The 26,282-nt window shown below is 52.2% G+C and carries 29 protein-coding genes; 20 read left to right on the forward strand and 9 right to left on the reverse strand.

Annotated elements, in window-relative coordinates; genetic code table 11:
• The first annotated feature begins 27 nt into the window (after nucleotides 1-27).
• From N685_RS0110680 to N685_RS0110715, 8 genes are all read left to right on the forward strand, one after another.
• The gene (locus N685_RS0110680; RefSeq protein WP_272945229.1) at nucleotides 28-651 is read left to right on the forward strand and encodes a helix-turn-helix transcriptional regulator; all 624 of its coding nucleotides are present in this window, start codon (nucleotides 28-30) and stop codon (nucleotides 649-651) included.
• Between the two features lie 21 nt (nucleotides 652-672).
• Nucleotides 673-1,473 (forward strand): pyruvate, water dikinase regulatory protein, encoded by an 801-nt coding sequence (locus tag N685_RS0110685; RefSeq protein WP_031408200.1) that lies wholly within the window; start codon nucleotides 673-675, stop codon nucleotides 1,471-1,473.
• A gap of 532 nt (nucleotides 1,474-2,005) precedes the next feature.
• Nucleotides 2,006-3,802 carry a DNA primase gene (gene dnaG / locus N685_RS0110690; protein WP_031408202.1) on the forward strand — a complete coding sequence of 599 codons (1,797 nt, stop codon included), beginning with the start codon at nucleotides 2,006-2,008 and terminating at the stop codon, nucleotides 3,800-3,802.
• Nucleotides 3,803-3,836: 34 nt separating this feature from the next.
• Nucleotides 3,837-4,964: an RNA polymerase sigma factor RpoD gene (gene rpoD, locus N685_RS0110695; protein ID WP_011231962.1), complete on the forward strand. Its 1,128-nt coding sequence runs from the start codon at nucleotides 3,837-3,839 to the stop codon at nucleotides 4,962-4,964.
• A 74-nt stretch (nucleotides 4,965-5,038) separates the two neighbouring features.
• On the forward strand, nucleotides 5,039-5,554 hold the full coding sequence (locus tag N685_RS0110700; protein ID WP_031408204.1) for a hypothetical protein: 516 nt from the start codon (nucleotides 5,039-5,041) through the stop codon (nucleotides 5,552-5,554).
• 108 nt (nucleotides 5,555-5,662) lie between these two features.
• Complete coding sequence (gene cccA, locus N685_RS0110705) at nucleotides 5,663-6,025, forward strand: cytochrome c550 (RefSeq protein WP_011231960.1); 363 nt, start codon at nucleotides 5,663-5,665, stop codon at nucleotides 6,023-6,025.
• A gap of 144 nt (nucleotides 6,026-6,169) precedes the next feature.
• Nucleotides 6,170-6,874: a tRNA (adenine(22)-N(1))-methyltransferase gene (locus tag N685_RS0110710; protein WP_031408207.1), complete on the forward strand. Its 705-nt coding sequence runs from the start codon at nucleotides 6,170-6,172 to the stop codon at nucleotides 6,872-6,874.
• Nucleotides 6,871-7,992 carry a Nif3-like dinuclear metal center hexameric protein gene (locus N685_RS0110715; protein ID WP_031408209.1) on the forward strand — a complete coding sequence of 374 codons (1,122 nt, stop codon included), beginning with the start codon at nucleotides 6,871-6,873 and terminating at the stop codon, nucleotides 7,990-7,992. Before N685_RS0110710 ends, N685_RS0110715 begins: the two co-directional genes overlap by 4 nt.
• 78 nt (nucleotides 7,993-8,070) lie before the next feature.
• On the opposite strand, the gene N685_RS0110720 is transcribed toward N685_RS0110715, so the two are convergent.
• Both N685_RS0110720 and vrrA read right to left on the reverse strand, forming a co-directional pair.
• On the reverse strand, nucleotides 8,071-9,021 hold the full coding sequence (locus tag N685_RS0110720) for a 4-hydroxy-3-methylbut-2-enyl diphosphate reductase (protein WP_031408211.1): 951 nt from the start codon (nucleotides 9,019-9,021) through the stop codon (nucleotides 8,071-8,073).
• Nucleotides 9,022-9,142: 121 nt separating this feature from the next.
• Nucleotides 9,143-9,673, reverse strand: coding sequence for a VrrA/YqfQ family protein (vrrA, locus tag N685_RS0110725; RefSeq protein WP_031408213.1), 531 nt, complete (start codon nucleotides 9,671-9,673; stop codon nucleotides 9,143-9,145).
• Nucleotides 9,674-10,057: 384 nt separating this feature from the next.
• Between vrrA and N685_RS0110730 the strand changes: the two genes are divergently transcribed.
• Both N685_RS0110730 and N685_RS0110735 read left to right on the forward strand, forming a co-directional pair.
• Nucleotides 10,058-11,368: a DEAD/DEAH box helicase gene (locus tag N685_RS0110730; RefSeq protein WP_031408215.1), complete on the forward strand. Its 1,311-nt coding sequence runs from the start codon at nucleotides 10,058-10,060 to the stop codon at nucleotides 11,366-11,368.
• A gap of 41 nt (nucleotides 11,369-11,409) precedes the next feature.
• On the forward strand, nucleotides 11,410-12,309 hold the full coding sequence (locus N685_RS0110735) for a deoxyribonuclease IV (RefSeq protein WP_031408217.1): 900 nt from the start codon (nucleotides 11,410-11,412) through the stop codon (nucleotides 12,307-12,309).
• A 20-nt stretch (nucleotides 12,310-12,329) separates the two neighbouring features.
• On the opposite strand, the gene N685_RS0110740 is transcribed toward N685_RS0110735, so the two are convergent.
• The gene (locus N685_RS0110740; protein WP_031408219.1) at nucleotides 12,330-12,590 is read right to left on the reverse strand and encodes a DUF2624 domain-containing protein; all 261 of its coding nucleotides are present in this window, start codon (nucleotides 12,588-12,590) and stop codon (nucleotides 12,330-12,332) included.
• Between the two features lie 96 nt (nucleotides 12,591-12,686).
• Here N685_RS0110740 and N685_RS0110745 point away from each other — a divergent pair, with 96 nt between their 5' ends.
• The 4 genes from N685_RS0110745 (at nucleotide 12,687) to N685_RS0110760 (ending at nucleotide 15,699) form a co-directional block, all read left to right on the forward strand.
• Nucleotides 12,687-13,568: a YitT family protein gene (locus N685_RS0110745; protein WP_031408221.1), complete on the forward strand. Its 882-nt coding sequence runs from the start codon at nucleotides 12,687-12,689 to the stop codon at nucleotides 13,566-13,568.
• An 82-nt stretch (nucleotides 13,569-13,650) separates the two neighbouring features.
• Entirely contained in the window at nucleotides 13,651-14,418 is a 768-nt protein-coding gene (locus N685_RS0110750; protein WP_031408222.1) for a metal ABC transporter ATP-binding protein, read from the forward strand.
• A 25-nt stretch (nucleotides 14,419-14,443) separates the two neighbouring features.
• A complete protein-coding gene (locus N685_RS0110755) occupies nucleotides 14,444-15,277 on the forward strand; it encodes a metal ABC transporter permease (RefSeq protein ID WP_031408224.1) in 834 nt (277 codons plus the stop codon).
• Entirely contained in the window at nucleotides 15,274-15,699 is a 426-nt protein-coding gene (locus tag N685_RS0110760; protein WP_031408226.1) for a Fur family transcriptional regulator, read from the forward strand. Before N685_RS0110755 ends, N685_RS0110760 begins: the two co-directional genes overlap by 4 nt.
• 16 nt (nucleotides 15,700-15,715) lie before the next feature.
• Here the strand turns inward: N685_RS0110760 and N685_RS0110765 are convergent, their stop codons facing one another.
• Nucleotides 15,716-16,282 (reverse strand): nucleotidase, encoded by a 567-nt coding sequence (locus N685_RS0110765; protein ID WP_031408228.1) that lies wholly within the window; start codon nucleotides 16,280-16,282, stop codon nucleotides 15,716-15,718.
• 97 nt (nucleotides 16,283-16,379) lie between these two features.
• On the opposite strand from N685_RS0110765, the gene N685_RS0110770 reads away from it, so the two are divergent.
• On the forward strand, nucleotides 16,380-16,727 hold the full coding sequence (locus tag N685_RS0110770) for a hypothetical protein (protein ID WP_031408230.1): 348 nt from the start codon (nucleotides 16,380-16,382) through the stop codon (nucleotides 16,725-16,727).
• A 58-nt stretch (nucleotides 16,728-16,785) separates the two neighbouring features.
• On the opposite strand, the gene ispG is transcribed toward N685_RS0110770, so the two are convergent.
• Both ispG and N685_RS0110780 read right to left on the reverse strand, forming a co-directional pair.
• On the reverse strand, nucleotides 16,786-17,910 hold the full coding sequence (gene ispG / locus N685_RS0110775) for a flavodoxin-dependent (E)-4-hydroxy-3-methylbut-2-enyl-diphosphate synthase (protein ID WP_031408233.1): 1,125 nt from the start codon (nucleotides 17,908-17,910) through the stop codon (nucleotides 16,786-16,788).
• 82 nt (nucleotides 17,911-17,992) lie between these two features.
• Nucleotides 17,993-18,307 carry a LysM peptidoglycan-binding domain-containing protein gene (locus N685_RS0110780; protein WP_031408235.1) on the reverse strand — a complete coding sequence of 105 codons (315 nt, stop codon included), beginning with the start codon at nucleotides 18,305-18,307 and terminating at the stop codon, nucleotides 17,993-17,995.
• Between the two features lie 293 nt (nucleotides 18,308-18,600).
• Here N685_RS0110780 and N685_RS0110785 point away from each other — a divergent pair, with 293 nt between their 5' ends.
• From N685_RS0110785 to pstA, 3 genes are read left to right on the forward strand one after another with little or no spacing between them, the layout of a single operon-like run.
• Nucleotides 18,601-19,491 carry a phosphate ABC transporter substrate-binding protein PstS family protein gene (locus N685_RS0110785; RefSeq protein ID WP_033842445.1) on the forward strand — a complete coding sequence of 297 codons (891 nt, stop codon included), beginning with the start codon at nucleotides 18,601-18,603 and terminating at the stop codon, nucleotides 19,489-19,491.
• A gap of 58 nt (nucleotides 19,492-19,549) precedes the next feature.
• Nucleotides 19,550-20,446: a phosphate ABC transporter permease subunit PstC gene (gene pstC, locus N685_RS0110790; protein ID WP_084177472.1), complete on the forward strand. Its 897-nt coding sequence runs from the start codon at nucleotides 19,550-19,552 to the stop codon at nucleotides 20,444-20,446.
• Nucleotide 20,447: 1 nt separating this feature from the next.
• The gene (pstA, locus tag N685_RS0110795) at nucleotides 20,448-21,371 is read left to right on the forward strand and encodes a phosphate ABC transporter permease PstA (protein ID WP_031408241.1); all 924 of its coding nucleotides are present in this window, start codon (nucleotides 20,448-20,450) and stop codon (nucleotides 21,369-21,371) included.
• Nucleotides 21,372-21,415: 44 nt separating this feature from the next.
• On the opposite strand, the gene N685_RS0110800 is transcribed toward pstA, so the two are convergent.
• From N685_RS0110800 to N685_RS20055, 3 genes are all read right to left on the reverse strand, one after another.
• Nucleotides 21,416-22,189, reverse strand: a complete 774-nt coding sequence (locus tag N685_RS0110800) for a DUF1189 domain-containing protein (protein ID WP_031408243.1) — start codon at nucleotides 22,187-22,189, stop codon at nucleotides 21,416-21,418.
• A gap of 95 nt (nucleotides 22,190-22,284) precedes the next feature.
• The gene (locus N685_RS20050) at nucleotides 22,285-23,334 is read right to left on the reverse strand and encodes a methyl-accepting chemotaxis protein (RefSeq protein WP_237746894.1); all 1,050 of its coding nucleotides are present in this window, start codon (nucleotides 23,332-23,334) and stop codon (nucleotides 22,285-22,287) included.
• Nucleotides 23,294-23,965: a hypothetical protein gene (locus tag N685_RS20055; RefSeq protein WP_237746895.1), complete on the reverse strand. Its 672-nt coding sequence runs from the start codon at nucleotides 23,963-23,965 to the stop codon at nucleotides 23,294-23,296. Before N685_RS20055 ends, N685_RS20050 begins: the two co-directional genes overlap by 41 nt.
• Before the next feature lie 203 nt (nucleotides 23,966-24,168).
• On the opposite strand from N685_RS20055, the gene N685_RS0110810 reads away from it, so the two are divergent.
• Nucleotides 24,169-24,783, forward strand: a complete 615-nt coding sequence (locus N685_RS0110810; RefSeq protein ID WP_031408245.1) for a superoxide dismutase — start codon at nucleotides 24,169-24,171, stop codon at nucleotides 24,781-24,783.
• Between the two features lie 141 nt (nucleotides 24,784-24,924).
• Nucleotides 24,925-26,217: an MFS transporter gene (locus tag N685_RS0110815; protein ID WP_031408247.1), complete on the forward strand. Its 1,293-nt coding sequence runs from the start codon at nucleotides 24,925-24,927 to the stop codon at nucleotides 26,215-26,217.
• Nucleotides 26,218-26,282 lie beyond the last annotated feature (65 nt).

Raw genomic sequence — 26,282 nt, forward strand, 5'->3', positions numbered from 1 at the left:
CCTTTTTTGGCAAGGTGGTGAACGACGATCGAACTAAATAAGCGCCAAGAGCAGATTTTGCAAATTGTGAAAGACTACGGACCGATCACTGGGGAAAGCATCGCTGAGAAACTGAACTTGACGAGGGCGACGCTGCGGCCGGACTTGGCCATCTTGACCATGGCCGGCTACTTGGAAGCGCGGCCGCGCGTCGGCTATTTCTATACGGGAAAAACCGGCAAGCAGTTGTTCGCCGATAAAATGAAAAAGATGAAAGTCGAGGATTACCAATCGATTCCGGTCGTCGTCAATGAAAATGTGAGCGTCTATGATGCGATCGTCACGATGTTTCTAGAGGACGTCGGCACGCTGTTTGTTGTCGATGACGAGTCGTTGCTTGCCGGTGTGCTGTCGCGCAAAGATTTGTTGCGCGCAAGCCTTGGCAAGCAGGAACTGACGGCGATTCCGGTCAATATTATTATGACGCGGATGCCGAACATCGCCGTTTGCTACAAGGACGACCCGCTCATTGACGTAGCTGAACAGCTGATTGAAAAACAGATCGATGCCATGCCGGTCGTGCGCAAAACGGAGAAAGGATATGAAGTGATTGGCCGTATTACGAAAACGAATATAACGAAAGCCTTCGTGTCGCTAGCCAAAGAGGACTAATCCAAACAAAGGAGGAGAAGAATGAACCAGCGTCTTGTTTACGTCGTATCCGACTCCGGCGGGGAAACGGCCGAGCTTGTCGTCAAAGCGGCGGCCAGCCAGTTTCACGCCTCGCCGATTCAAGTGAAACGCGTTCCATATGTGGAAGATAAAACGACGTTGGCTGAAGTCGTCGCCTTAGCGAAAATGAACCGCGCCATTATCGCGTTTACGCTCGTCGTTCCGGAGATGCGGGAATTTTTGCTCGCCGAAGCGGCACGCGAAGGGGTCGTCGCCTACGATATCATCGGTCCGCTCATTGAAAAGATGAGCCATTTGTTCCAGCTGACGCCAAGATATGAGCCGGGTCAAGTGCGCGTACTTGACGAAGATTACTTCAAAAAGATTGAAGCGATTGAATTTGCCGTCAAGTACGATGACGGGCGCGACCCGCGCGGCATTTTGCGCGCCGATATCGTGCTCATCGGCGTATCGCGTACATCGAAAACACCGCTGTCGCAATATTTGGCGCATAAGCGGCTGAAGGTGGCGAATGTGCCGATCGTTCCAGAGGTCGAGCCGCCGGAGCAGCTGTTTCGAGTGGGTCCAGGAAAATGCTTCGGCTTGAAAATCAGTCCGGATCAACTGCTTTCGATCCGCCGCGAGCGGCTAAAATCGCTGGGCCTGAACGACCAGGCGATTTACGCCAATATGGATCGAATCAAAGAGGAGCTCGCCTATTTCGACGAAGTGGTGAAAAAAATCGGTTGCGACGTCATCGATGTGACGAACAAGGCGGTCGAGGAGACGGCGAGCATCATTATGAAAAAGTTGAAGCGCTAGCTTCGCCTCATCCGCACGATTTCTCGCTTGGAATCGTGCGTTTTCTTATGGCATATTGCCGCCACTTATATTATAATAAAAAATTGCGAGAAAAATGACCTATATAGGTTTAGAGCGGTCATGCGACGAGTAAACTATTTATAGCCGCTTGTCAAGAAGAACGAAAAAAAGATTTTCGACAAAGTTGTCAATCATTCGGCAAAAAAGCAGGATTTTTTTGCGATGGTGTAGAATAATAGGGGGTGTAAAGCAACCCTTGCTTCGAGAGCACGGTCATCTGGTGCATACGATCGTCAAGAAAAAAGTGAAATTTTCTTTTTCTTGCTGAAATATAATATACCGAAGCGCATCTTCGAGATGCACCGCCTTGATGAATCGTTGTCCAGACAGTGGGCTGAGGGGCGGAAAGCGGATGGTCAAGCCAGCTGACTTTACGGGCAAGGGGGCGAAACGAACGTTTTGAAAAAAATTGTCGAAATGGAAAGGAAAATCGGCTTGCTGCCGAGAATAAATACGATACGGGGTTGTTCGTATGGGACATCGCATTCCCGAGGAAACGATTGAAGCCATCCGCCGCGGCGTTGACATCGTTGACATCATTGGCGAATACGTCCAGTTGAAAAAGCAAGGCCGCAACTATTTTGGCTTATGCCCATTTCATGGAGAAAAGACGCCATCGTTTTCCGTTTCCCCAGAAAAGCAAATTTTCCACTGCTTCGGCTGCGGGGCAGGGGGGAATGCGTTTACGTTTTTAATGGAGATCGAAGGCATTCCGTTTGTGGAAGCGGCGAAACGTCTTGCGGCCAAAGCAGGGATCGACTTGTCCGCCTATGAGCTGGACAGCCGCGGGAGTGATGGCAGCCGAGCCGACGAGGCGAAGGCGATGGTCGAAGCACATACGTTGTTGAAACGATTTTACCATCATTTGCTTGTCCATACAAAAGAAGGACAAGCCGCGCTCGATTATTTGCAGGTGCGTGGGTGGACAAAAGAAACGATCGACCGATTTGAAATCGGCTATGCGCCCGATGTTCCTGATGCCGCCGTCAAGCTGCTGGAGAGCCGTTCGTTTCCGCTGGTGTTGATGGAAAAGGCGGGCTTGTTGGTGAAAAAAGAAGATGGGCGATACGTCGACCGCTTCCGGAATCGGATTATGTTTCCGATCCATGATCATCGCGGCGAGACGGTTGGTTTTTCCGGCCGTCTGCTCGGCGATGGGCAACCAAAGTACATGAACAGCCCAGAAACGCCGATTTTCCGCAAAGGCACGCTTTTGTATTTTTTTCACGAGGCGCGCGTGTCAATTCGCAAGCGTCAAGAGGCGCTGCTCGTTGAAGGGTTTGCCGATGTCATCTCTGCCGTGCAGGCCGGCGTTGACTATGTGGTGGCAACGATGGGAACGTCGCTGACCGAGGAGCAGGCACGCATTTTGCGCCGCCATGCGGAAACGGTCACGATTTGCTATGACGGCGACAGCGCCGGAACGGAAGCCGCCTCGCGCGCCGCCGAACAATTGAGCGCGTTCGGGTGCCGCGTGAAGGTAGCGTTGCTCCCGGACGGGCTGGATCCAGATGAATATATACGCACTTGCGGCGCCGACCGTTTTGCCGAAGAGATCGCCGCCGCCCGGCCGCTCATGGCGTTTAAAATGGATCGTTTGCGGCGGGGAAAAAATTTGCAGGAAGAAGGCGACCGGCTCCGTTATATCGAGGAAGCGCTCCGTGAAATCAGCAAGCTGTCGAGCCCGGTGGAAAAAGATTATTATATGCGCCAGCTTGCAGATGAGTTTTCGTTGTCGCTCTCGGCGCTTTACGAACAGCTGTCCCGCTCCAAGCCGGAACAGCCAAAGCTGCAGGTGAACGACGGCAGAAAACCGCTCCAGCCGGCATTGACGAAAAAATTGCTTCCGGCCTTTCAAAATGCCGAGCGGTTGCTGCTTGCCCATATGATGCGGAGCCGCGATGTGGCGTTCATTGTTCAGGAGCAGGTCGGCGGCCGATTTAATATCGAAGAGCACCGGGCGTTGGCTGCTTACATTTACGCCTTTTACGAGGAGGGGCATGAAGCCGACCCCAGCGCGCTCATGTCTCGGCTTCCCGGCGAGTTGCGGACGCTGGCGAGCGAGCTGTCGCTTTTGTTGGTCGCAGATGACGTTTCCGAGCGGGAGCTTGCCGATTGCATCCGGCATGTGTTGAATCACCCGAAATGGTTAATGCTAAAGGAAAAAGAGCAAGAAAAGACGGAAGCGGAGCGAAGAAAGGACTTTTTGACGGCCGCCCGCATCGCGAAAGAGATGATTGAGATGAAAAAAATGTTATCTTCTTCATAACATGGTGGTATGAGTTTTTAAAGGAGGTAATGAAATGGCTGAAAAACCAGCCCAATCAAAGCAGGCTGAAGCTGCCGGCGAATCGCTTGAACAAGTGAAAGAGCAACTCGCTGAGCTCGGCAAAAAGCGGGGAATCCTCACCTACGAGGAAATCGCTGAGCGGTTGTCTGGCTTTGATTTGGACTCTGACCAGATGGATGAGTATTATGAATACCTCGCTGAGCAGGGCATTGAAGTGATCAGCGAATCCGACCTTGAGGCCGATCCGGACATCGACGACTTGGCCAAAGAGGAAGAATTCGACTTAAATGACTTGTCCGTTCCTCCCGGCGTCAAAATCAATGACCCGGTGCGCATGTACTTGAAGGAGATCGGCCGCGTGCCGCTGTTGTCGGCGGAAGAAGAAATCGAGCTGGCGAAACGGATCGAGCAAGGCGATGAAGAAGCGAAACGCCGGCTGACGGAAGCGAACCTCCGCCTCGTCGTCAGCATCGCCAAACGGTATGTCGGCCGCGGCATGCTCTTTCTTGATTTGATTCAAGAAGGGAACATGGGGCTGATCAAGGCGGTCGAAAAGTTTGACTATCGGAAAGGCTACAAGTTCAGCACGTATGCGACGTGGTGGATCCGCCAAGCCATCACAAGGGCGATTGCCGATCAGGCGCGGACGATTCGCATCCCGGTTCATATGGTCGAAACGATCAATAAACTGATCCGCGTCCAACGGCAATTGCTCCAAGACCTTGGGCGCGAACCAACGCCGGAAGAGATCGCCGAGGAAATGGATTTGACGCCGGAAAAGGTGCGGGAAATTTTGAAAATCGCCCAAGAACCAGTGTCGCTCGAGACGCCGATCGGCGAGGAAGATGACTCGCATCTTGGCGATTTCATCGAAGACCAAGACGCGACATCGCCATCCGAGCACGCTGCTTACGAGCTGTTGAAAGAGCAGCTCGAAGATGTGCTTGATACGCTGACGGATCGCGAGGAAAATGTGTTGCGTCTCCGCTTCGGGCTTGACGACGGACGGACGCGGACGCTCGAAGAAGTCGGCAAAGTGTTCGGCGTAACGCGCGAACGCATCCGTCAAATTGAAGCCAAGGCGTTGCGCAAGCTGCGCCATCCAAGCCGCAGCAAACGGCTGAAAGACTTTTTAGAGTGACCCGTTTTGTTCGATAGTTTACTTCTTCGGAAGTAAACTATTTTTTCTTTCTTTATGGGAAAGGTGGTCTATCTATGAATCGGCAACGACGGGAAACGATCATCCAAGAAATTGAATATTGGAAACGTTCGCGCCTTCTGCCGGAACATTATTGCGACTATTTGCTCGCGTTGTACACGGAAGGAGGCGCCCGTTCGCACGGACGACGGTGGCGCAGCTCGCTCGCCGCTGGTCTCTGTTTATTGCTTCCAGCCGTTGCTCTTGTCATTTATTTTACTGAATTGTCATTCGTTTTGCAAACGCTCCTTTTCGCCCTATTTTTGGCTGCCTGCTTGTTCTTTTGTTGGCGGTGGCGGAACAAGCGAGAACTCCTTCACTTCCCGCTCATCGGAAGCGCCTGGATTTTGCTTGTGGCATCCATTTTTGAGGTTGATCGGTATTTTCCCAGGCAAACGGGTGCGCTAGTAGCTGTCGTGCTCGGAAACTGTGCTCTCTGGTTGGTTGTCGGCCGTCTGCTTCACCTTCGCTACTTTTCGCTTGCCGCTGTCAGCGGGGCGTTGCTTGTAGCCGCCGCCATCGGGTGGCACTGAGGCGTGTTGTTGCCATTTCGGCAACTTAGGGCTTTTCCTTGTCCATTATTTACAGTAAAATAAAATTGTTTGCAGCGTTCTTCATTATACATAAGGGAGGTAAAAGAGATGAACCGCAATCCACTCATCCCGTTTTTCATCATCATGGCATTCGGGATTGTGCTGACGTTCGTCTTGTCGTTTAAAGGGCTAGGCGATGCGAAGGAAATGGCCAAAGAGAAAAAAGGCGGCGAAAAAACGGAACAAACGGCCGAATTCAACCCAGAACAATTTTACCAACAAACGTGCTCCGGCTGTCACGGCCAAAACTATGAAGGCGGCGTCGGTCCATCGTTGAAAGGGGTCGGGCAACGGCTGTCGATGGACCAAATTAAAGACGTCATCCAACACGGGCGCGGCAACATGCCGCCAGGGCTTGTGCCGGCGGATAAAGCCGATGCCATGGCGAAATGGCTCGCCGGTTTAAAATAATGGATGGTGAACATCCCTTTGCTTTTTGGCAAGGGGATGTTTTGTTTAGTACAATAGAGGCGCGCGGTGTTGGAGAGGAAAGGAGGGGAAGGCGAACCGCCTTCGCGCTGCAGGTGGCCGAAGGTTGGTTGCCATTGCGGTGCTATGAACGAATTTCGCCTGTCGAAACGGCTGGAAACGGTCGCCTCATTCATTCCAAAAGGGGCGGTGCTTGCTGACATCGGGTCGGATCATGCGTATTTGCCTTGCTATGCCTGCTTGCACGGCTACGCATCAAAAGCCATTGCCGGCGAGGTGGCGGACGGGCCGTTCCGCTCAGCGCAGCAGCAAGTCGAGAAGTCCGGGCTTTCTCATCTCATTTCCGTGCGCAAAGGGGATGGGCTTTCGGTCCTTGCCCAGGGGGAGGTGAACTGCATCACGATCGCCGGCATGGGTGGAGCGCTTATCGCCCGCATTTTGGGCGACGGAAAGGAAAAGCTTGCCGGTGTCAAACGGCTCATTTTGCAACCGAATATCGGTGCCGAACTTGTTCGCCGTTGGCTTCTTGATCATGGGTGGGAGCTCGTGGCTGAGCGCATTTTGAAAGAAGATGAGCACATTTATGAAGTACTCGTCGCCGAGCCTGGCGCCCCCCGACGGCCGTATCGCCATCTCGAGGCGGAGCTGCTCCTTGGACCGTTTTTGCGTCGGGAAAACAGCGAGGTGTTCCGCGAAAAGTGGAAGCGCGAGATTGAAAATTGGAAACGGATCATCGCTGATTTGACGGTCAAAGGGCAAAGTGAAGCAGCTGAGCGGAAAAAGCATGAACTGGAAAGAAAAGTTCAATTGGTGGAGGAGGCGTTGTTATGAGCCGCGTTCCGTACGGCTATGAAATTATTCAGCTTCTTGAGCAGCTTGCTCCGAAACAGTTGGCGATGGAAGGGGATCGGATCGGTCTGCAAATCGGGACGCTGAACAAACCGGTCAAAAAAGTGATGGTCGCCCTTGATGTGCTTGAAGATGTCGTTGTCGAAGCGATCGATCAACAAGTGGATTTAATCATCGCCCACCACCCGCCGCTGTACCGCCCGCTGAAGCAGCTGCTGACTGATGGTGGGCACGGGCGGATGATTGCCGCGTGCGTCAAGCATGACATTGCGGTGTACGCCGCCCATACGAATTTGGATGTGGCCGATGGCGGTCTGAACGATTGGCTTGCCGAGGCGCTCGGATTGAACGATACGGCTGTGCTTGTGCCGACGTATACCGAATCGTTGAAAAAGCTCGTTGTTTATGTGCCGGTGACGCACGCTGCGGTGGTGCGGAAGGCCTTAGGCGACGCCGGCGCCGGACATATCGGTCGCTACAGCCATTGTACGTTCAACAGCCGCGGTGTTGGCACGTTTTTGCCGCACGAAGGGGCGCGGCCGTTTATCGGTGAGCAAGGGCGGCTCGAGGAAGTTGAAGAAGTGCGCATCGAAACGATCGTGCCGGCCTCTCTGGAACGGCAAGCGATTCAGGCGATGCTGGCTGTTCATCCGTATGAGGAAGTGGCATATGATATTTATCCGCTTGACAACGACGGCCGCCGCTTCGGGCTCGGGCGCATTGGCCGGCTGCCGCAGCCGGTGACGCTTGGCGCTTTTGCCGAGCAGGTGAAAGCGGCGTTTTCCGTTCCGGTGGTGCGTGTTGTGGGCCGGCTGGATGATCTCGTGCAAACGGTGGCGGTGCTCGGCGGGGATGGGAATAAGTTTGTTGCTGCCGCTGCATCGGCTGGGGCGGACGTATACGTGACAGGGGATGTGTATTACCACACGGCCCATGACGCCCAAGCGCTCGGCCTTCACATCATTGATCCGGGACATCATGTAGAAAAAATCATGAAAGAAGGCGTGGCCCGATACTTGACCGCTGAGCTCGCGAAACGTCAATGGGAGGCGGAAGTGGTCGCTTCTAGCGTCCACACCGATCCGTTTCAGTTCGTATGAACGGCCAACAAAAAGGGCTGTCCTGGATGAGCGGTTCAACCGTTTGTCCAAGACAGCCTCTCTTTGATGAAACAACCGTTACTCTTCTTTCTTTGTTTTCACTTTCGGCAAGATTTTTTGCAACGGCACTTTCCGTTCCCGCTTCCATGTCGATGGGTCGTTCGGGTCAAACTGCTCCAAAAAATCGATCACTTCTTTCGTAATCGGCGTCGGGGTGGAAGCGCCGGCGGTGACGGCGACTTTTTTCGCATTTTTAATCCAGTCGATGTCGATTTCTGTCACATCGGCGACGCGATATGCCTTTGTGCCGGCGATTTCTTCCGATACTTGGGCGAGGCGGTTCGAGTTGTTGCTGCGCGGGTCGCCGACAACGATCGTTACATCGGCTCCCTTCGCCTGCTCAGCGACCGCCTCTTGTCGAAGCTGGGTGGCGAGGCAAATTTCTTTATGCATCTCCACGTGTGGGTATTTTTCTTTCACTTTCGCCATGATGTCGGCGACGTCCCATTGGCTCATCGTCGTTTGGTTCGTCACCATGATGCGCTCATTGTGAATGGACAGCCGTTCGACATCATCGATGGTTTCCACAAGATGGATCCTTTCCGGATTGATGCCGACCGCTCCTTCCGGTTCTGGGTGTCCTTTTTTGCCGATATAGATGATATCATAGCCATCGGCGAGTTTTTGTTCGATGAGCCGATGCGTTTTTGTCACATCCGGGCATGTGGCATCAATCGTGACAAGTCCCTTTTCGAGCGCTCGTTTTTTCACTTCCGGTGAGACGCCGTGGGCGGTGAAAATGACGGTGCCATGGTCGATTTTTTCTAAAATTTCCAAGCGGTTTTCTCCATCAAGCGTGATGATGCCTTCTTCAGCAAACGCGTCCGTGACGTGCTTATTATGGACGATCATGCCGAGAATGTAAATCGGGCGCGGCAAAGAAGGGTCCAACGCCGCGTTGCGGGCGATGACCATTGCATCGACCACCCCGTAGCAATACCCACGCGGGGTAATTTTAATCACTTCCATCATATTCCCTCCCTGCCGCCGGCTGTGCGGCGGTTGTTCATCTTTCATTATATCGGAGCACCGGGAAGAAGACAAAGAATAACCGCCCTAAACAGCGGGTGCGCTGGGGCGGGGAAAGAAACTAGATATACAGTTTCGGCTTGGACGGCTTCGGGGCGGCCGGTGTTTCTTTTTCTTGCGGCTCTTCGCTCTTTGCCTGCGGAACGGAGCGTTTTTTTTGCGTCTGAGCGGCCGGCTTTTGTTTCGTTTCGTTGGCTGGTGCGCTTTCCGACGTTGTTTCGCCTTCCCCTTCGTCAGCCGGTTTCAACTCGCGGAAAATGCGGATCATCGCCGGAAGATTGCGGATGAGCGGTCCATACTGTTGCACCATCGGCATGACGTTTTGTGCGATGCCAAGCATTTTTTGCACGTTGTTTAACATGCCAACCAAGCCCCCGCCCGTGTTGGATGCGGCGGTGTTAGCGGCGTTGGGCAGCAACGGCAGCCCCCACGGAGACGATGCAGCAGCCGGCGGCTGTCCGCGCGAAAACAAGCGGGCCAAGAAGCCACCGGGGCCGCTGGGGCGAAAAGGCGGCGCCGGCATGCGGGCGAACGGGGCTGGCGGCCTTCCGGCAAACGGAGAAGGCATTATCGGGGGCCGACTGTATCTCATAGCAGCTTCCTCCTTTCGGTCGTGTGGATGAACGAATGTCCTCCTTTCTACAATATGCGGGCAAGGCGGGAAAGGTTTGTTGCAGGATCGTCTTTAGTTGCGGCGGGGAGCAGCGATTCGCTATAATGGTGAGGCGGACGAAGTGGTGCCCATATGCCATGTAAAACGTGAACGTTTACGCTTTTTTATCGGTATTTGATCGACTGTCAGGTGACCGAACCATACCGCTTCCATACCGATGCATGGATGGGTGAGACGGTTCGTTGTTCCGTCTTCCGCCGCGTCAAAGCTTGCCGCCGACAGTCGGAAAAATAAACGACGCGCTTTTGGGCCAACGAGATGGGAAACTTTCCAAATTTCGTTTATCGAAGGGAGTGGTGCTTCATGACAGAAACGCAGTTTACTCGTTTTCCGTTTCAACCGTTTATCATCGAAGCGATCAAGGCGCTTCGTTTTTATAAACCGACGGAAATTCAAGAGCGCATCATTCCGGGGGCGTTGCGCGGCGAAAGCATGGTCGGTCAATCGCAAACCGGAACAGGAAAAACACATGCGTACTTATTGCCGATCATTGAAAAAATCAAACCGGAACGCGCCGAAGTACAAGCCGTCATCACAGCGCCGACGCGCGAATTAGCGACGCAAATTTACCAAGAAACGCTGAAAATCACGAAGTTTTGCCCGAAAGATCGGATGATCGTCGCCCGTTGCTTGATCGGCGGGACGGATAAGCAAAAAGCGCTCGAAAAGCTCAACGTGCAGCCGCATATTGTCATCGGCACGCCGGGGCGCATCAACGATTTCATCCGCGAGCAGGCGCTTGATGTGCATACGGCCCACATCCTCGTCGTCGATGAAGCCGACTTGATGCTCGATATGGGCTTTATCACTGATGTCGACCAAATCGCCGCCCGGATGCCGAAAGACTTGCAAATGCTCGTCTTTTCAGCGACGATTCCGGAAAAGCTGAAGCCGTTTTTGAAAAAATATATGGAAAACCCGACCTTTGTCCACGTCGACCCGAAACAGACGGCGAACGAAAACATCGAACATGTGCTCATCCCGCTGCGCGGACGCGAGAAAACAAAACTTCTTCATGATGTGCTCCTCAGCTACAATCCGTATTTGGCCATCGTATTTGTCAACACAAGGAAAATGGCTAACGAGGTCGCCGACCGTCTCGCTGAACAAGGGTTGAAAGTCGGCGTGCTGCACGGCGATTTGACGCCGCGCGAGCGGAGAAAGATGATGAATCTCATCCGTGATTTGGAGTTTCAATATGTCGTCGCGACCGATTTGGCGGCGCGCGGCATCGATATTGAAGGCGTCAGTCATGTCATCAACTACGAGCTGCCTGATGATCTACAGTTTTATATTCACCGCGCCGGACGCACGGCGCGCGCTGGCTACAGCGGCATTGCGGCGACGATTTACGAGCCGTCTGACCAAGATGCGATTGCTCGATTGGAAAAAATGGGAATTTCGTTTGTCCACCGTGATCTCGTGCGCGGCGAATGGAAGGAGCTGCCGCCGTGGAACCGGCGGAGCAAGCGGGCGGGCGAAAAGGATGACGAATTGGCGTTGCTTTTCGCCAAACTGAAAAAAACGAAGCAGGTGAAGCCGGGCTACAAAAAAAAGTTGCGCGCGGAGTTGGAGAAGAAGAAAAAGCGGCTTGGCCGCTTCAAAAAATCATAATAGCCGTCCGCCTTTAACGCAAAGAAAAGGGAGAGAAGAACATGTTAAAAATCGGTTCACATGTTTCAATGAGCGGAAAGAAAATGCTGCTGGCCGCCAGCGAAGAAGCGGCCTCCTACGGAGCGAACACGTTTATGATTTACACTGGGGCGCCGCAAAACACAAAGCGCAAGTCGATTGAAGAGCTCAACATCGAAGCCGGACGCAAGCATATGCAAGCGCACGGCATCGAAGAGATTGTTGTCCACGCCCCGTATATCATCAATATCGGCAATACGATCAATCTCGATACGTTTTCGCTAGGTGTCGACTTTTTGCGCGCGGAAATCGAGCGGACGGAAGCCATTGGAGCAAAACAGCTCGTGCTCCATCCAGGCGCCCATGTCGGCGCAGGGGTGGAAGCCGGACTTCGCCAAATTATTCGCGGACTGAATGAAGTGTTGACACGCGAACAGACGGTTGAAATCGCGCTGGAAACGATGGCCGGCAAAGGCTCGGAATGCGGGCGAACGTTTGAGGAGCTGGCGCACATTATCGACGGCGTCGCCTATAATGATAAGCTGTCCGTTTGCTTTGATACGTGCCATACGCATGACGCCGGTTATGACATCGTTAACGATTTTGACGGCGTCCTTGAGGAGTTTGACCGGATCATCGGCCTCGGGCGGCTGAAAGTACTGCACATCAACGACAGCAAAAACCCGCGCGGCAGCCGGAAAGACCGCCATGAAAACATTGGTTTCGGCTATATTGGATTTCAGGCGCTCAACTATATCGTCCATCACCCGCAGCTTGAGGATATTCCAAAAATTTTAGAAACTCCATACGTGGGCGAAGACAAAAACAACAAAAAGCCGCCGTACAAGCATGAAATTGCGATGCTGCGAGCGCAGTCGTTCGATGACCAGTTGCTTGAAAAAATCAACGCTGGAGCGGAATGAAAAAAGGGCGGTGCGCCCTTTTATTTTTTTTGCACGAATTTCAAAAACAGCTCGTTCGCCTTTCGAGCGATGTCCGGCGAGGTGATTTTCGCCAGCTGGCGCACCCATTTTTTCCGCTCCTCGGGGTCAAAGACGTTAATGTCGTTCGTTCGGGCGAGATGAAGAATTTGTTTTGCTTGGCTCGTCGTGATGGGCAGGCCGTACTCTCGGCTGTACGAAACGAGTTCTTCCGGGGTGATCGTTTTTAATTTTTGCTTGACAAGTTGTTGGTAAATGTTCATATCAGCCGCCTCCTTACTTCTGTTCCATCATATGACGTGAATGGAAAAGACGTGTATGGTATAATAGAAAAAAACGAAAAGGGAAAGGGTGGTAGTTTGGCGCCAAAACAGCATAAAAAAGAACCGCTAGGCCATGTATTGTATCGCGTGTTGATGATCGCCATCGGCGCCTCTTTGGCGGCGTTTGCCATTGAGCGGCTGCTCGTTCCGAACAAAATGATCGACGGCGGCATCATTGGCATATCGCTGATTCTTGACTACTTGACTCCGGACGAATGGCGGCTGCTCAATTTCGCCACGCTCGTCATCCTCTTAAACGCCCCGTTCATGTATTTCGGCTACAAGCAAATCGGGAAAACGTTCATGCTGTCAACGATTTTAGGCGTCGTCATCCTCGGTGCCGCTGAACGGCTGTTTCACCATGTTTCCCCGCTGACAACCGAGCCGATTTTAGCCACCGTTTTTGGCGGGTTGTCGCTCGGGCTCGGCGTCGGATTGGTCATCCGTCATGGTGGATCGCTCGATGGGACAGAAATTTTAGGGATTTTGATGACGAAAAGAATCCCGTTTTCAGTGGGCGAGTTCGTTATGTTTGTCAACGTCTTTATTTTCGGCTGGGCGGCGTTTGTGTTTGGTTTGGAGCCGGCAATGTATTCGGTGATGACCTACTACATCGCCTCGAAAACGATCGATGCGGTCATTGAAGGGCTTGACGAGACGCGGGCGGCCTTTATTGTGACCGATCGTTATGAGGAAATTTCCGACGCCATTTTGCACCGGCTCGGCCGCGGGACGACGAAATTGCTTGGCAAAGGCGGATATACGGACGAGCAAAAGGAAATCATTTATGCAGTCGTCACGCGCTTGGAAGTGACAAAACTAAAATCGATCGTCAATGAAATCGACCCGGATGCATTCATCACCATTATGCCGACGCATGAAGTGCGCGGAGCCCGCTTTAAATCAGCGATTCACTGAGGTTTACAAAACGCGGGGGGTGGGATATACTTGTATAGGGATATAAATCGGAATGATTCTGAATTATCAAAGGAGAACAACCATGGAAAATGGATTTGTTGTGCAAATCGAGGATGTGTCGTTCCGCTATGAAAAAGAGAACGTGCTTGAGCATGTTAGTTTAACAGTGCCGAAAGGGGCATTTTTAGGATTGGTCGGCCCGAACGGCTCGGGAAAATCGACGCTGCTCAAATGTGTGCTCGGCTTGTTAAAACCGAACAGCGGCCGCATTTTTTTGTTCGGCGAGCCAATTGAATCGTTTCGCGAATGGCATCGGATCGGGTTCGTGTCGCAAAAAGCGAACAGCTTCAATCGCAGCTTTCCGGCGACGGTTGAGGAAGTGGCGGCGAGTGGATTGGCGGCCAAACGCGGCTTATTTCGGCCGCTGACAAAAGAAGACCGCCGTGCGGTCGAAGCAGCGCTCGCGGCCGTTGGGTTGAGCGGCCTGGCAAAACGCAATATCGCGGAGCTGTCCGGCGGCCAGCAACAACGGGTATTTATCGCCCGCGCATTGGCGAGCAAGCCGGATTTGCTCATTTTAGACGAGCCGACGGTCGGCGTGGATGCGCGCCATGTACACGAATTTTATGAACTGCTTGGCGACTTGAACCGTCGCGGTTTGACGCTTATCTTAGTGACGCATGACATCGGAACGATCACAGACCGGGTGACTGATATCGTCTGCTTGAACAAGCGCCTGTATTTCCATGGAAAGGCGGAAGAGTTCAAACATCTTGGCAACGAGGTGATTTCGCAGTTTTATGGTCATCCGCTCCACGTTCTCTCTCACGAGCATGAATGGGCGGAATGAAACGGTGATGGTGGAGGAATGACACGTGTGGGAAGCCATTTGGCAATACGAATTTTTGCGCAATGCGTTTGTTGCCGGCGTTTTGACCGGTTTTACGGCGCCATTGCTTGGCGTTTTTATTGTCGTTCGGCGGCTGTCGCTCATCGCCGATGCATTGAGCCATGTGACCCTCGCCGGCATTGCCGCCGGGCTCTTGCTCGGTTCAGCGGTGCCGGCGGCCGCCAGCTGGAGTCCGCTTTACATCGGCATGAGTTTTTCCGTCGTCGCGTCGCTGCTCGTCGAGAAGCTGCGCGCCGTTTACCGCCATTATGAGGAGCTTGCCATTCCGATCATTTTGTCGGCCGGCATTGGCTTGAGCGTCATTTTCATTTCGATGGCCAACGGGTTTACGACCGATTTATTTTCGTATTTATTCGGCAGCGTCAGCGCCGTCAGCCGTGCTGACGTTTGGACAGCGTTTGCTGTCGCCGCAGCTGCCGTGATGGTGATTTTGATGTTTTACAAAGAGCTGTTTCTTCTTTCCTTTGACGAAGAATACGCCCGTGTTTCCGGCGTTCGCACCACGTTGATCCACTTTTTGTTTATTGTGCTTGTTGCGCTCGTCATCGCTGCATCGATGCGCATCGTCGGCGTGCTCCTCATCTCGTCGCTCATGACGTTGCCGGTGGCGGCGAGCATCCGCATCGCCAAAAGTTTTAAACAGGCGATCGGGTTTTCGATTTTGTTCGGGGAGCTGGCTGTCATCGCCGGGCTCTGGGCAGCGTATGAGCTCGATTGGGCTCCAGGCGGGACGATCGTCATCGCCGCGATTGTCATTTTGCTTTGCGTACTCGGATGGAAAAGGAGGCGGCAGCGATGAATATCGATGAAGCGTTGCAGTTGATGAAAGAGAAAGGATTTAAATATACGGAAAAAAGGAGACAAATGTTGGAGTTATTTGCCGAAAGTGACAAATACTTGACGGCGAAAGACGTGCTGGAAGCGCTCCGTTCCGCCTATCCGGGCTTGAGCGTTGATACAGTGTACCGCAATTTATCGCTCTTTACGCTGCTTGGCATTTTGGAAATGACCGAGCTTTCCGGGGAGAAACATTTCCGTTTTGCCTGCGGCGCCCGCCGTCATCACCATCATTTCATTTGCATCCAGTGCGGAAAAACGAAGAACATTGATGCTTGTCCGATGGATAGGCTTGCAGCGCAGCTCGATGGGTATGAGATCATTGATCATAAGTTTGAAATTTACGGCACATGTCCGCAATGTCAACAACATCTCCCTGTATAAGCAGGGAGATGTTGTTTTATGGCCCGAGGCGCTGTTCGATTTCTCGCTTTGCTTCAAGCCAGTTGTTGACGCGGATGACGTTTTCCGGAAGCGGACCTTGGTTGTACGGAGTGTCAAACAAAATGACCGGAATGCCGCATGCTTCGGCGATGTCGCACGCGTTGTCGTATTTGTCTTCAAAGAAGGCAGACAGCTGATGCCGGCGGACAACAGCGATTTTATCGTGCGACCCGGTCAGCTCGATATGGTGATAATGGACGCCGTGCCGCCGAAACCAGCACTCGGTGAGATCGTACAAATGACGGCCACGAGCGCTGATGTAATACAGCTCGTATTTGTCTTTCCAGCTGTCGATTACTTCAAGCGCATAGCGGGCAAGCGGAGCCCTCTCATAAATATCCGCTTCGTTTTCCTCAAGCCAGCGATCCATTTCTTCCTCTGCCACACCGTATAACGGCGCTAAATTGTATTGTGTAATGTCGTTTAATGCGAGCTCTTTGCCGAATGCTTCGTTTAAATACGGAATGAACGTGCTCGGACATGTCACCGTGCCGTCAATGTCGATGCCAAGCCGTTTTTTCACCGCTTCCTCCTCCTGCTAGAAAATATTCACACTGATAAAATAACGCCGGTTTCTCATACTAATAATGCTTCTTACTTTAGGAAAGCGAGGGAAGCATATGGCAGACGACCGCGAGCGCACGTATAACGGAAGTTACGTGCAATCGATCGGAAAAGAAGAACCAGAACGCAATTTTATGGAAGAAGCAGCGGCAGAAGTCGCTGAACCGATTCGCCGCGGCGACGAACGGGACGAAGAACGTGCAGATGGCGCCGGGCTCGGCTGGCTCGCCTTAGCCCTGTCCATCATCGCCTTGTTTATCTGGCCGATTTTGTTAGGGGCAGCCGGCATTATTGTCGGGTTTATCGCGCGCCGGCGCGGCGCAGAAACGCTCGGGGCATGGGCCATCGGCATCGGCGTCATCGCTATTCTCGTCCGCCTGTTTATTATGCCGTTTTATACGTAAAAAAGCGAGGGTGTCCCCAAGCGGGGACGCCCTTTCTGGTTGTGCAGGAAAATTCCGCTCATTGGGCGTTGTGGCCTTTCAGAGCGGCTTTGTTTTCCCTTTGCTTGGCAAAATATTCTTCCGCCAGCTTGTCGATTTCTTTCTTCAGCTCTTCCACCATTTTCTCTTCCGGCACTTTCCGGACGATTTTGCCGTGGCGGAAGAGCAAGCCTTCACCGCGGGCGCCGGCAATGCCAATATCGGCTTCCCGTGCTTCCCCTGGGCCATTGACGGCGCAACCGAGCACAGCGACTTTGATCGGCGCGCGAATGCTGGCGATATAGTCTTCGATCTCGTTAGCGATGCGGATCAAATCGATCTCAATCCGCCCGCACGTTGGGCAGGAAATGAGCGTCGCCGCATTGGAAGCAAGTCCGAACGTTTTTAAAATTTCGCGCGCCACTTTGACTTCTTCAACCGGGTCAGCGCTTAACGACACGCGAATCGTGTTTCCGATGCCTTTGCTTAAAATGGCGCCGAGTCCAACGGCACTTTTGATCGTGCCGGAAAAAAGCGTCCCCGCTTCGGTGATGCCGACATGAAGTGGATAGTCGAACGTGCGCGCGGCTTTTTCATACGCTTCAATGGCGAGGCGCACGTCGGACGCTTTTAATGACACAATGATATCGTGGAAATCGAGTTCTTCCAAAATGCGAATATGGTATAGGGCGCTCTCAACCATGCCGTCAGCGGTTGGATACCCATATTTTTCCAAAATACGTTTTTCCAACGACCCAGCGTTGACGCCAATGCGAATCGGCACGCCGCGCTCCTTCGCGGCTTTCACGACCGCTTCGACTTTTTCGCGGCGCCCAATGTTGCCTGGATTGATGCGGATTTTGTCAACGCCGCCTTCGATCGCTTTCAGCGCCAATTTATAGTCAAAGTGGATGTCGGCGACAAGCGGGATGTTGATTCGTTTTTTAATTTCCGGTATCGCCGCGGCGGCTCGCTCGTCTGGGCAGGCGACGCGGACGATTTGACAGCCTGCTTCCTCGAGGCGATGGATTTGCGCCACCGTGGCATCGACATCATGCGTTTTCGTCGTCGTCATGCTTTGGATGATGACTTCGTTGCTGCCGCCGATTGTCAGCGGACCGACACGGACCGGACGTGTTTTTGAACGATGGATGATTTCACCCACGGGAATTCGCTCCTTTAACATTCAAGTCGCTTTCTGCATTATTGTATCAGTGCCATCCGCCGTTTGACAAGCGATTCGCCGGTCAGCGATAGATCGGCACTTTATAAGTTTTCCCGATTTTTAATGTTTGTGCCTGTTCGCCTGGATTTAACCGTTCAAAATCACGGATCAGCTGCTCGAGAGGAACGGGCAATGGACCTTCCAGTTCTTTCTCGACAATAGACAACAACGTATCGCCAGGGTGAACCGTGACGGTTCGGTATGGGATCGGTGCCCGGTTCGGTTGGACGTCGGCTGCCGCTGTTTCAGATGAAGGGTGAAGCGTTCCAATGGCAAGGTCGCGGTAAACGATATAACTGGAAAGAAAGAGAAGTAGGAGAAGAATGAGTTTTTTCATGGCGCTTCCTCCGCTTGCGTACATCTATCGTTCATTCATATGTATGCTTGTCCAGCGAAAATATGTCTTCCTGTCGTTGATTTCATGGGGAAAACACTTCAATAAAAGAAAGTCTCCGATTTGAAAAACGGCATAACAGTTCTTCTTTGCTTCAAAGCTCGACGGCTTTTTTGAAGATATTCCTGCTTTTGTCTTTACAGAAACTTAACAACGGCTTTATAAGGGCCTAACAATGTCTCGCTACAATGGTCTTGTACGTGGAAAGCACGAAAACAAAACGGGGGGATTTTTTGATGTGGAGCAAAAAAGTCAAATTAGGATTGGCCGCCTTGTTGATGACCGGCGTTTTGGCCGGCTGCGGGCAGACTGAAAACAACAACGCGGGCGGCAATGAAGGAACAGCAAAGAAGGAAGAAACTTACTCCGGCACGATTGCTTTGGCGGGATCTACCGCGCTTCAGCCGCTGGCCGAAGAAGCGGCGAACGCGTTTATGGAAAAATATCCGGACGTGTCGATCACCGTTCAAGGCGGCGGCAGCGGCACGGGCGTCAACCAAGTGGCAGCTGGCGCTGTGCAAATCGGCAACTCGGATGTGCCGGCGGCGGAGAAACTGGACGACAAGTCGAAAGCATCGGAGCTCGTTGATCATAAAGTGGCCGGCATTGCCTTTGCCATTGTGGTCAATGACGATGTGAAGGTCGATAATTTAACAACGAAGCAAATTCAAGATATTTTCAGTGGCAAGATCAAAAACTGGAAAGAAGTCGGTGGACCGGATGAAGCCATTCACGTGATCAACCGTCCGGCGTCATCGGGCACGCGGGCGACGTTTGAGAAAACGATCATGAAAGACGTGAAAATCAACGATTCGATCGGCACGGTCCAAGATTCAAACGGAGCGGTCGAGCAAGCGATCAGTTCGACGCCGGGCGCTGTTAGCTATGTAGCGATGTCGTATTTAATCGGGGAAAAGAAAAACTTGAAGACGGTCAAAATTGACGGCGCGGAACCGACGGTGGAGAACATCCGCACGGAAAAATACCCGTTTTGGTCGTATGAATACATGATTACCAAAGGGGAAGCGAAGGAAGAGGTGCGAGCGTTTATCGACTTTGTCAAGAGCGAAGAATTTGCGCCAACCGTCAAAAAGATGGGGTATATCCCGATGACGGAATTGGAATAGAGAAGGGCGGAAGGGCCGGCCTAACGAGCCGGCCTTTGACCATGGAGGGATGAAAACCATGCAACAAATGCATATGAAACGGCGAAATCGCTGGCTTGAAGAATACATCGGCCGCACGTTTGCAGTCATCTGCGGTTGGCTGATCATTCTGATTACGGTGACGATGATCATCTTCTTAGCGGTAAAGGGGATTCAGTCCTTTACGGACAGCGGCCTTTCGCTTTCTGATATGCTGCTTTCGGCGCAATGGGATCCGGACGGCACCCCGCCGAAGTATGGGGCGCTCATTTTTATCGTCGGCTCGATGCTCGTCTCGCTTGGCGCTTTGTTGATCAGTGCGCCGATCGCGTTGGCGTTGGCGATTTTCATGAACTTTATCGCTCCCAAATGGTTCGTTTCGTTGCTCAAGCCGGTGCTGGAACTGCTTGTCGGCATTCCGTCGGTGGTGTATGGCTGGCTTGGAGTGACGATTCTCGTTCCGCTCTTGCGCGAATGGTTCGGGGGCTCCGGCTTTAGTCTGCTCGCAGGAATCATCGTTCTAAGTCTGATGATTTTGCCGACCATCACCAGCATTGCGGCCGACGCCTTGGCCAATGTCCCGATGGCGTATATGGAAGCATCATACGGTCTTGGCTCTACGCGTTGGCAGGCGATTTCCCGCGTCATCGTTCCGGCGGCGAAAGCCGGGATTGCCACCGGCGTTGTTCTCGGCTTGGCGCGGGCGTTTGGTGAGGCGCTTGCCGTGCAGATGGTGATCGGCAATACGATGAAGCTGCCTTCAGGCCTTGACAGCCCGACGGCGACGTTAACCAGTATATTGACGATGGATATGGCGAATACGATCAACGGAACACCATGGAACAACGCATTATGGACATTGGCGCTCATTTTGCTCTTGATCTCGTTTTTCTTCATTGCCGTGATCCGTTTGGTCGGCCCGAGAAAGGAGCGATAAGATGACAGCGCGCATGATTGATAAAGTATGGACAGGCATTTTCTATGCAGTGGCTGTTGCGGTCATCGGGTTGCTTATTTTCTTTTTTGCCGTGGTGTTGTCGAAAGGAGCGGGGTTTTGGCAGCCTGAGTTTCTGTTCGGACGGCCGAGCAATACGCAAGCGGGCGGGGGCATTGGTCCGCAGTTGCTCAATTCGTTTTATCTGTTGGTTGTGACACTGCTTTTGTCGGTTCCGATTTCGTTGGGAGCCGGAATTTATTTGGCTGAATACGCCAAACAAGGGCGGATCGTCGGGTTTATTCGCCTTTGCTTGGAAACGATGGCATCATTGCCGTCGATTGTTGTCGGATTGTTTGGATTGCTGGCGTTTGTCACCTTGACGGGCTGGGGCTATACGCTGCTGGGTGGAGCGTTAGCGGTCACGATCATCAATTTGCCTGGATTGACGCGCATTTGCGAAACGGCGATTTTGGATGTTCCGGCCAATGTTAAAGAGGGGAGTCTTGCCCTTGGAGCGACGCGCTGGCAGACGTTGGTCAAAGCGGTGCTTCCGGCCGCCATCCCGCAAATGGTCACCGGCGTTATTTTATCGGCTGGGCGCATTTTCGGCGAAGCGGCTGTTTTCATTTATACCGCTGGGCTGACGACTCCGATGCTTCGTTGGGATGCGGATTGGGGCAGCCAAGCCAACCCGCTGAACGTGTTCCGGCCGGCCGAAACGCTGACGGTGCATATTTGGAAATTGAATTCGGAAGGCATTGTCCCAGACGCGAAGCTAATCGCAGCCAAATCGGCGGCTGTGTTGATGGTGGCCGTTCTTTTCTTCAATTTGGCTGCACGGCTCGCTTCTTCCTTGCTTGCGCGGTATTTCTCCGGGGGGCGGCGCGCGCGTCGAGCACGAGGAGAAAGAAGCAAAGCAGCGTAAGCACAAAAAAAGCTGTCCTGCATCGACAGGCAGCTTTTTTCTATTTATATTTCCCGTTTGGCTGATGGCACTTCCTTGACGGCCAAAAAGAGGACGACAAGCGAAACGAACCAATGGATCAACGCGCCGTAGGGCACGACCGCTTGCACCGTTTCCATCACGGTGAAAAAGACGGTCGACAGCGTAATGGCGTAAGCCGACATCACCCATGTATGACGGTAGCGCAACGTTTTGTCGAGCACGCCGGCAAGAATCAGGCCGAAAAAGGCAAAGATGCACACGCTGATAAATTTCCCGGCGCAGGCGAGCACGTATAAAACGAGCCCAAAAAGCGGGATGAGAACGGGCAGAAGAGATTCTAGATCCTTAATAAAGGCGCGTACATCTTGATCTGTAATTTTGATGTCAGGAAATGTTGCATAGCTATAATGCTGCGCCTGATGGCTCGCAACAAGCACGGCTTCGTGTTTTAACAGGGCAACCGCATTCGGAAACCGCTCCACTTCCTCTTTCGTCACTGTGCCGGTGCTGTCAAAAATGATCGTAAATCCGCCTTGATCAATATGAATCGGCGCGGCCGCCTCTGAGTGAAGTTCGCCGTTTTCAATCGAAAAAGACGGCAGCTCGTTATTCAATAAGGCGCTCGTTGTGCGGATGCCTTCCGTGAGCGACGAGGAGACATAGTAAAACGTTGGAAGAATGGACAACAAGGTCAGCAAAAACACATACCCGATCGTTTTCCCAATTCCTTGGAATCGAAAGCGGGCGATGTCTTTCGGAGAATATAAGCTTTTCCACAGCTGGACAAATACGTTCATCGCAGACACACCTTTCTTTGTCTCCTTTTCCATTGTAGCCGGGAAAGAGGAAGAATTCAACTTGGGACGAAGAAAAAAGCGGGCATCTTCCCGCTTTAGTCAGAAGGCAAATGAAAGGTGCCAAGCAAGGTGCGCCAATGCAACACGCGGTCATTCAGCGCATCGGCTTCGGAGCGAATGGCCGCCATGGCCTCGTGCTGACCGTCAGTAAAATTCGAAATTTGCTCCATCGAAGACGCAATCTGTTGGGCAACGGTGGCAATCTCTGTGATATGTTTTCGCATATCACTAATTTGCCGTTCGATGGCAACGAATTTTTCTGAAATTTGCAATGTATGTGCGGATGAATGAGACACCATTGTTGTGATTTCTTTAAAGGCTTGTTGGCTTTCCGTGAACGTTTTTTTCGTTTCATCGAGTTGTTTGGCGCTTTCCTTCATTGATTGAACGGCGGCCTCGATTTGGCTTTGCACATCTTGGACAATCGATTGAATTTGCGCCAACGCTTGTCCTGTTTGCGCCGACAGCACCCGGATTTCTTTCGCAACAACCGCGAATCCCCGTCCATGCTCTCCTGCTTTCGCTGCTTCAATGGCAGCGTTTAGAGCCAGTAAGTTCGTTTGTTCAGCGATGGTTCCGATTAGTGAAAGAATGCTGGTAATATGGCGTGAATGGTCTTTCAATGCATCGATTGTGTGCATCGTTTTTGCGATCGATTGTTGCAAGTAACCCATGTCGCTGTTTGCCCGTTGAACAAGCTGGTTGCCGCTTTCCGCTTTGGAATGGGCTTGTTCTGTGGAACGACGGGCTTCTTCCATTCGAAAGGACATTTGTTCCATTTCGTCTGCCAGTTGTTGAAAAAAAGAGGCGATGTCAGCCGATTTGCGTGCTTGTTGCTCTGCTCCGTACGCTGTGTCTGCCACCGCCGCGGCGATTTGTTCGGAAGCCGCTGTAGTCTCCGAGGATGTTTGGTTTAAAAGGTTCGTAGCCGCTGCGATTTGCTCAGAGCTGAAACGCATATGTTCGATCAGAACAGCCAAATTGCTGGACATCTGATGGAACCCGTCGGCAAGGGCAAGAATATCTTTTGTCGCTGCATGCAATTCAATGCGCGACCGCCAGTCGCCGGATCCAAGCCGTTCCATGGCTTGTTGGAGCCAAGCAATGGGACGAGTGGCGCGATGGATGATTCTCCATCCGGCCAGGCATACGGTCAAGACAGCGGCAACAGACCATGCCAGGTTTGTTGCTTGCTGTTTCAAAAGCGGCCACAGATAATCCTTTTCCGGAATGGCGATGATGTAGACCGCTCCCTGCAAATCGCTGGAACTGGAAAATGCAGCCATCCATTGATCTGTATACAAAACCCCTTGCTTCTTTGTTCAATATATCGCGCACGACTTGTTGGGACAGCGTTTGATTGGACGAGGATGGCCGTTTCGCCACCGTCTCTCCCGTTTTCGTTACAATCAATTGCACCGGATGAAGGTGTAAGGAGTGGAATTTCCGTTCATTTAAGATCAATGAGTAGTTCAGTTTTTGAGAAAATACTTCATTGGTCGTTGTAGCCTTTAAAACGGAAATTTTTTCAACCATGGTTTCGCTTGATAGCTGCAGTTGTTGTTGGATAGACTGAATAGCTGAATGGCGCCCTTGAATATAGCCGATGGAGGTGATGATAAGGGCTGACAACGTTGTTGTGAGCACCATGGCCATCATGACAATCGTCTCAAGTCGAAAGGCGCTCCATAAAGAACGAGATTGTTTCATTTCCATTTTCGCTGAGTTCCCCCCTAACCGAAAGCTACCTTTATACTATAACTTGCCATTATGAAGAAACGGTCAACGATGTGTTGAAAATATGTAAACAAAAAGCGAAGACAAGCAAATCGATTGAAACATTGTGCCAACTTTGGTAAGCTAATCTCAAACGGACGCCCTCTTGTCCGTGTTACATAAACCAAAAAGGAGGAGATTGTATGCCATTTGAATTGCCAGCATTGCCGTATCCGTACGATGCGCTTGAGCCGTACATTGACAAAGAAACGATGAACATTCACCACACGAAGCACCATAACACATACGTCACGAATTTGAATGCGGCGTTGGAAGGGCATCCGGATTTGCAAAACAAATCGCTCGAAGAATTGCTCAGCAATTTGGAAGCCCTTCCGGAAGGCATTCGCACGGCGGTGCGCAACAACGGCGGCGGCCATGCGAACCACTCGCTTTTCTGGACGATTTTGTCGCCAAACGGCGGCGGTGAGCCGACGGGTGAGCTGGCTGAGGCGATCAATAAAAAATTCGGCAGCTTCGCCGCGTTTAAAGACGAGTTTTCGAAAGCAGCGGCCGGCCGTTTCGGTTCAGGCTGGGCATGGCTTGTCGTGAACAACGGCGAGCTGGAAATTACGAGCACGCCGAACCAAGACTCGCCGATCATGGAAGGCAAAACGCCGATTCTCGGCTTGGACGTTTGGGAGCATGCGTACTACTTGAAATACCAAAACCGCCGTCCGGAATACATTGCCGCATTCTGGAATATTGTCAACTGGGACGAAGTGGCGAAACGGTACAGCGAAGCGAAAGCGAAGTAATCAACAAAGCGGGGCGAAACAAAACGCCCCGCTTTTTTAGCGACGGAGGGGTCAGGCAAAGGAAGTGGTTTTCTTTGCGCCGGTTGCATAGCCATAGTGGAAATGGCTACACTACCGGATAGATGAAAAGGGGAGTTGGCAATGGCATTTTTCCAAAAACTAACCGGCCAAGAACAAGTGAACCGCGACCTGTTGCTTTTGCTTTGCATCGGCGGATTTTACGCGCTCGGTGTTTCCCTGTCGAACACGTTTGTCAACATTTATTTATGGAAACAGACCGGCGATTTTCGCGATTTGGCGCTATACAATTTGGCGGTCGTCACGATGCAGCCGCTGACGTTTATTTTCGCCGGCCGGCTGGCAAAACAAATTGACCGCATTCTCGTTTTGCGGCTTGGCGTGTCGTGTTTAGCCGTTTTTTTTGTCACCGTTTTATTGGTCGGCTCTCGCGCCCATCAATATTTGCTTTTTCTTGGTGCGCTGCTTGGCGTCGGCTACGGTTTTTATTGGTTGGCGTTTAACGTGTTGACATTTGAAATTACCGAACCGGAGACGCGCGACTTTTTTAACGGTTTTTTCGGGGTGCTGACCTCATCCGCGGGCATGATCGGGCCGATGGTTGCCGGTTATATCATCTCATCGTTTTATGGAGCAAAAGGGTATACGTTCGTTTTCTCGCTGTCGCTCGGCTTGTTTCTTGTCGCTGTGCTGCTCAGCTTTTTCTTGAAGCGCCGCGCGGCCGCAGGGAACTATTTGTTCGTCCGCATTTTAAAGGAAAGGAATGAAAACCGGAACTGGCGGCTCATTACGAATGCCCACTTTTTTCAAGGATTACGCGAAGGCACGTTTGTGTTTATCATTTCCGTGCTTGTGTATATCACTTCTGGGAGTGAATGGGCGCTCGGCAAATTCGGGCTTGTCAACTCGTTCACATCGTTTGTCGCCTATTATGCCGTCTCCCGGCTGATCAAGCGTGAATATCGGATGAAAGCGATTTTGCTGGGAGGAGCGTTGCTATACGGAGCGATTTTTTTGATCGTCTTCCATCCAACCTATCCGCGCCTCATTCTTTATGCCATCACGATCGCCATTGCGTATCCATTGCTGCTTGTGCCGTATTCCTCCTTGACGTTTGACGTCATCGGGAAGAGCTGGAAATCGGCCGAGGCGCGCGTCGAATACATTGTTGTCCGGGAATTGTTTTTAAACGCCGGACGGGTGACATCGATTCTGGCCTTTTTAACGGCTATGGCGCTCTTTGGCGAAGAGGCTGGCATTCGGGTGCTTATGTTTGGGTGCGGGGCTGGGCATTTGGTGATTTATTGGTTTGTCCGCCGCATTCGCTTCACCGATGGCCGTCCGGAGCGCGATCAGCGCGAGAGGCTTTTGCTTCGGGCGAAGCTGGCCGGCGAACGGGGCGGTCCGTCGGTGTGAGGGGACAAGTTTTTCCCTAGCCATGACCGACTTTTTCTTTTACAATAGGGGGAGGAGAAGGAGGA

This window comes from Geobacillus vulcani PSS1, assembly GCF_000733845.1.
GTDB classification, from domain to species: Bacteria; Bacillota; Bacilli; order Bacillales; family Anoxybacillaceae; genus Geobacillus; species Geobacillus vulcani.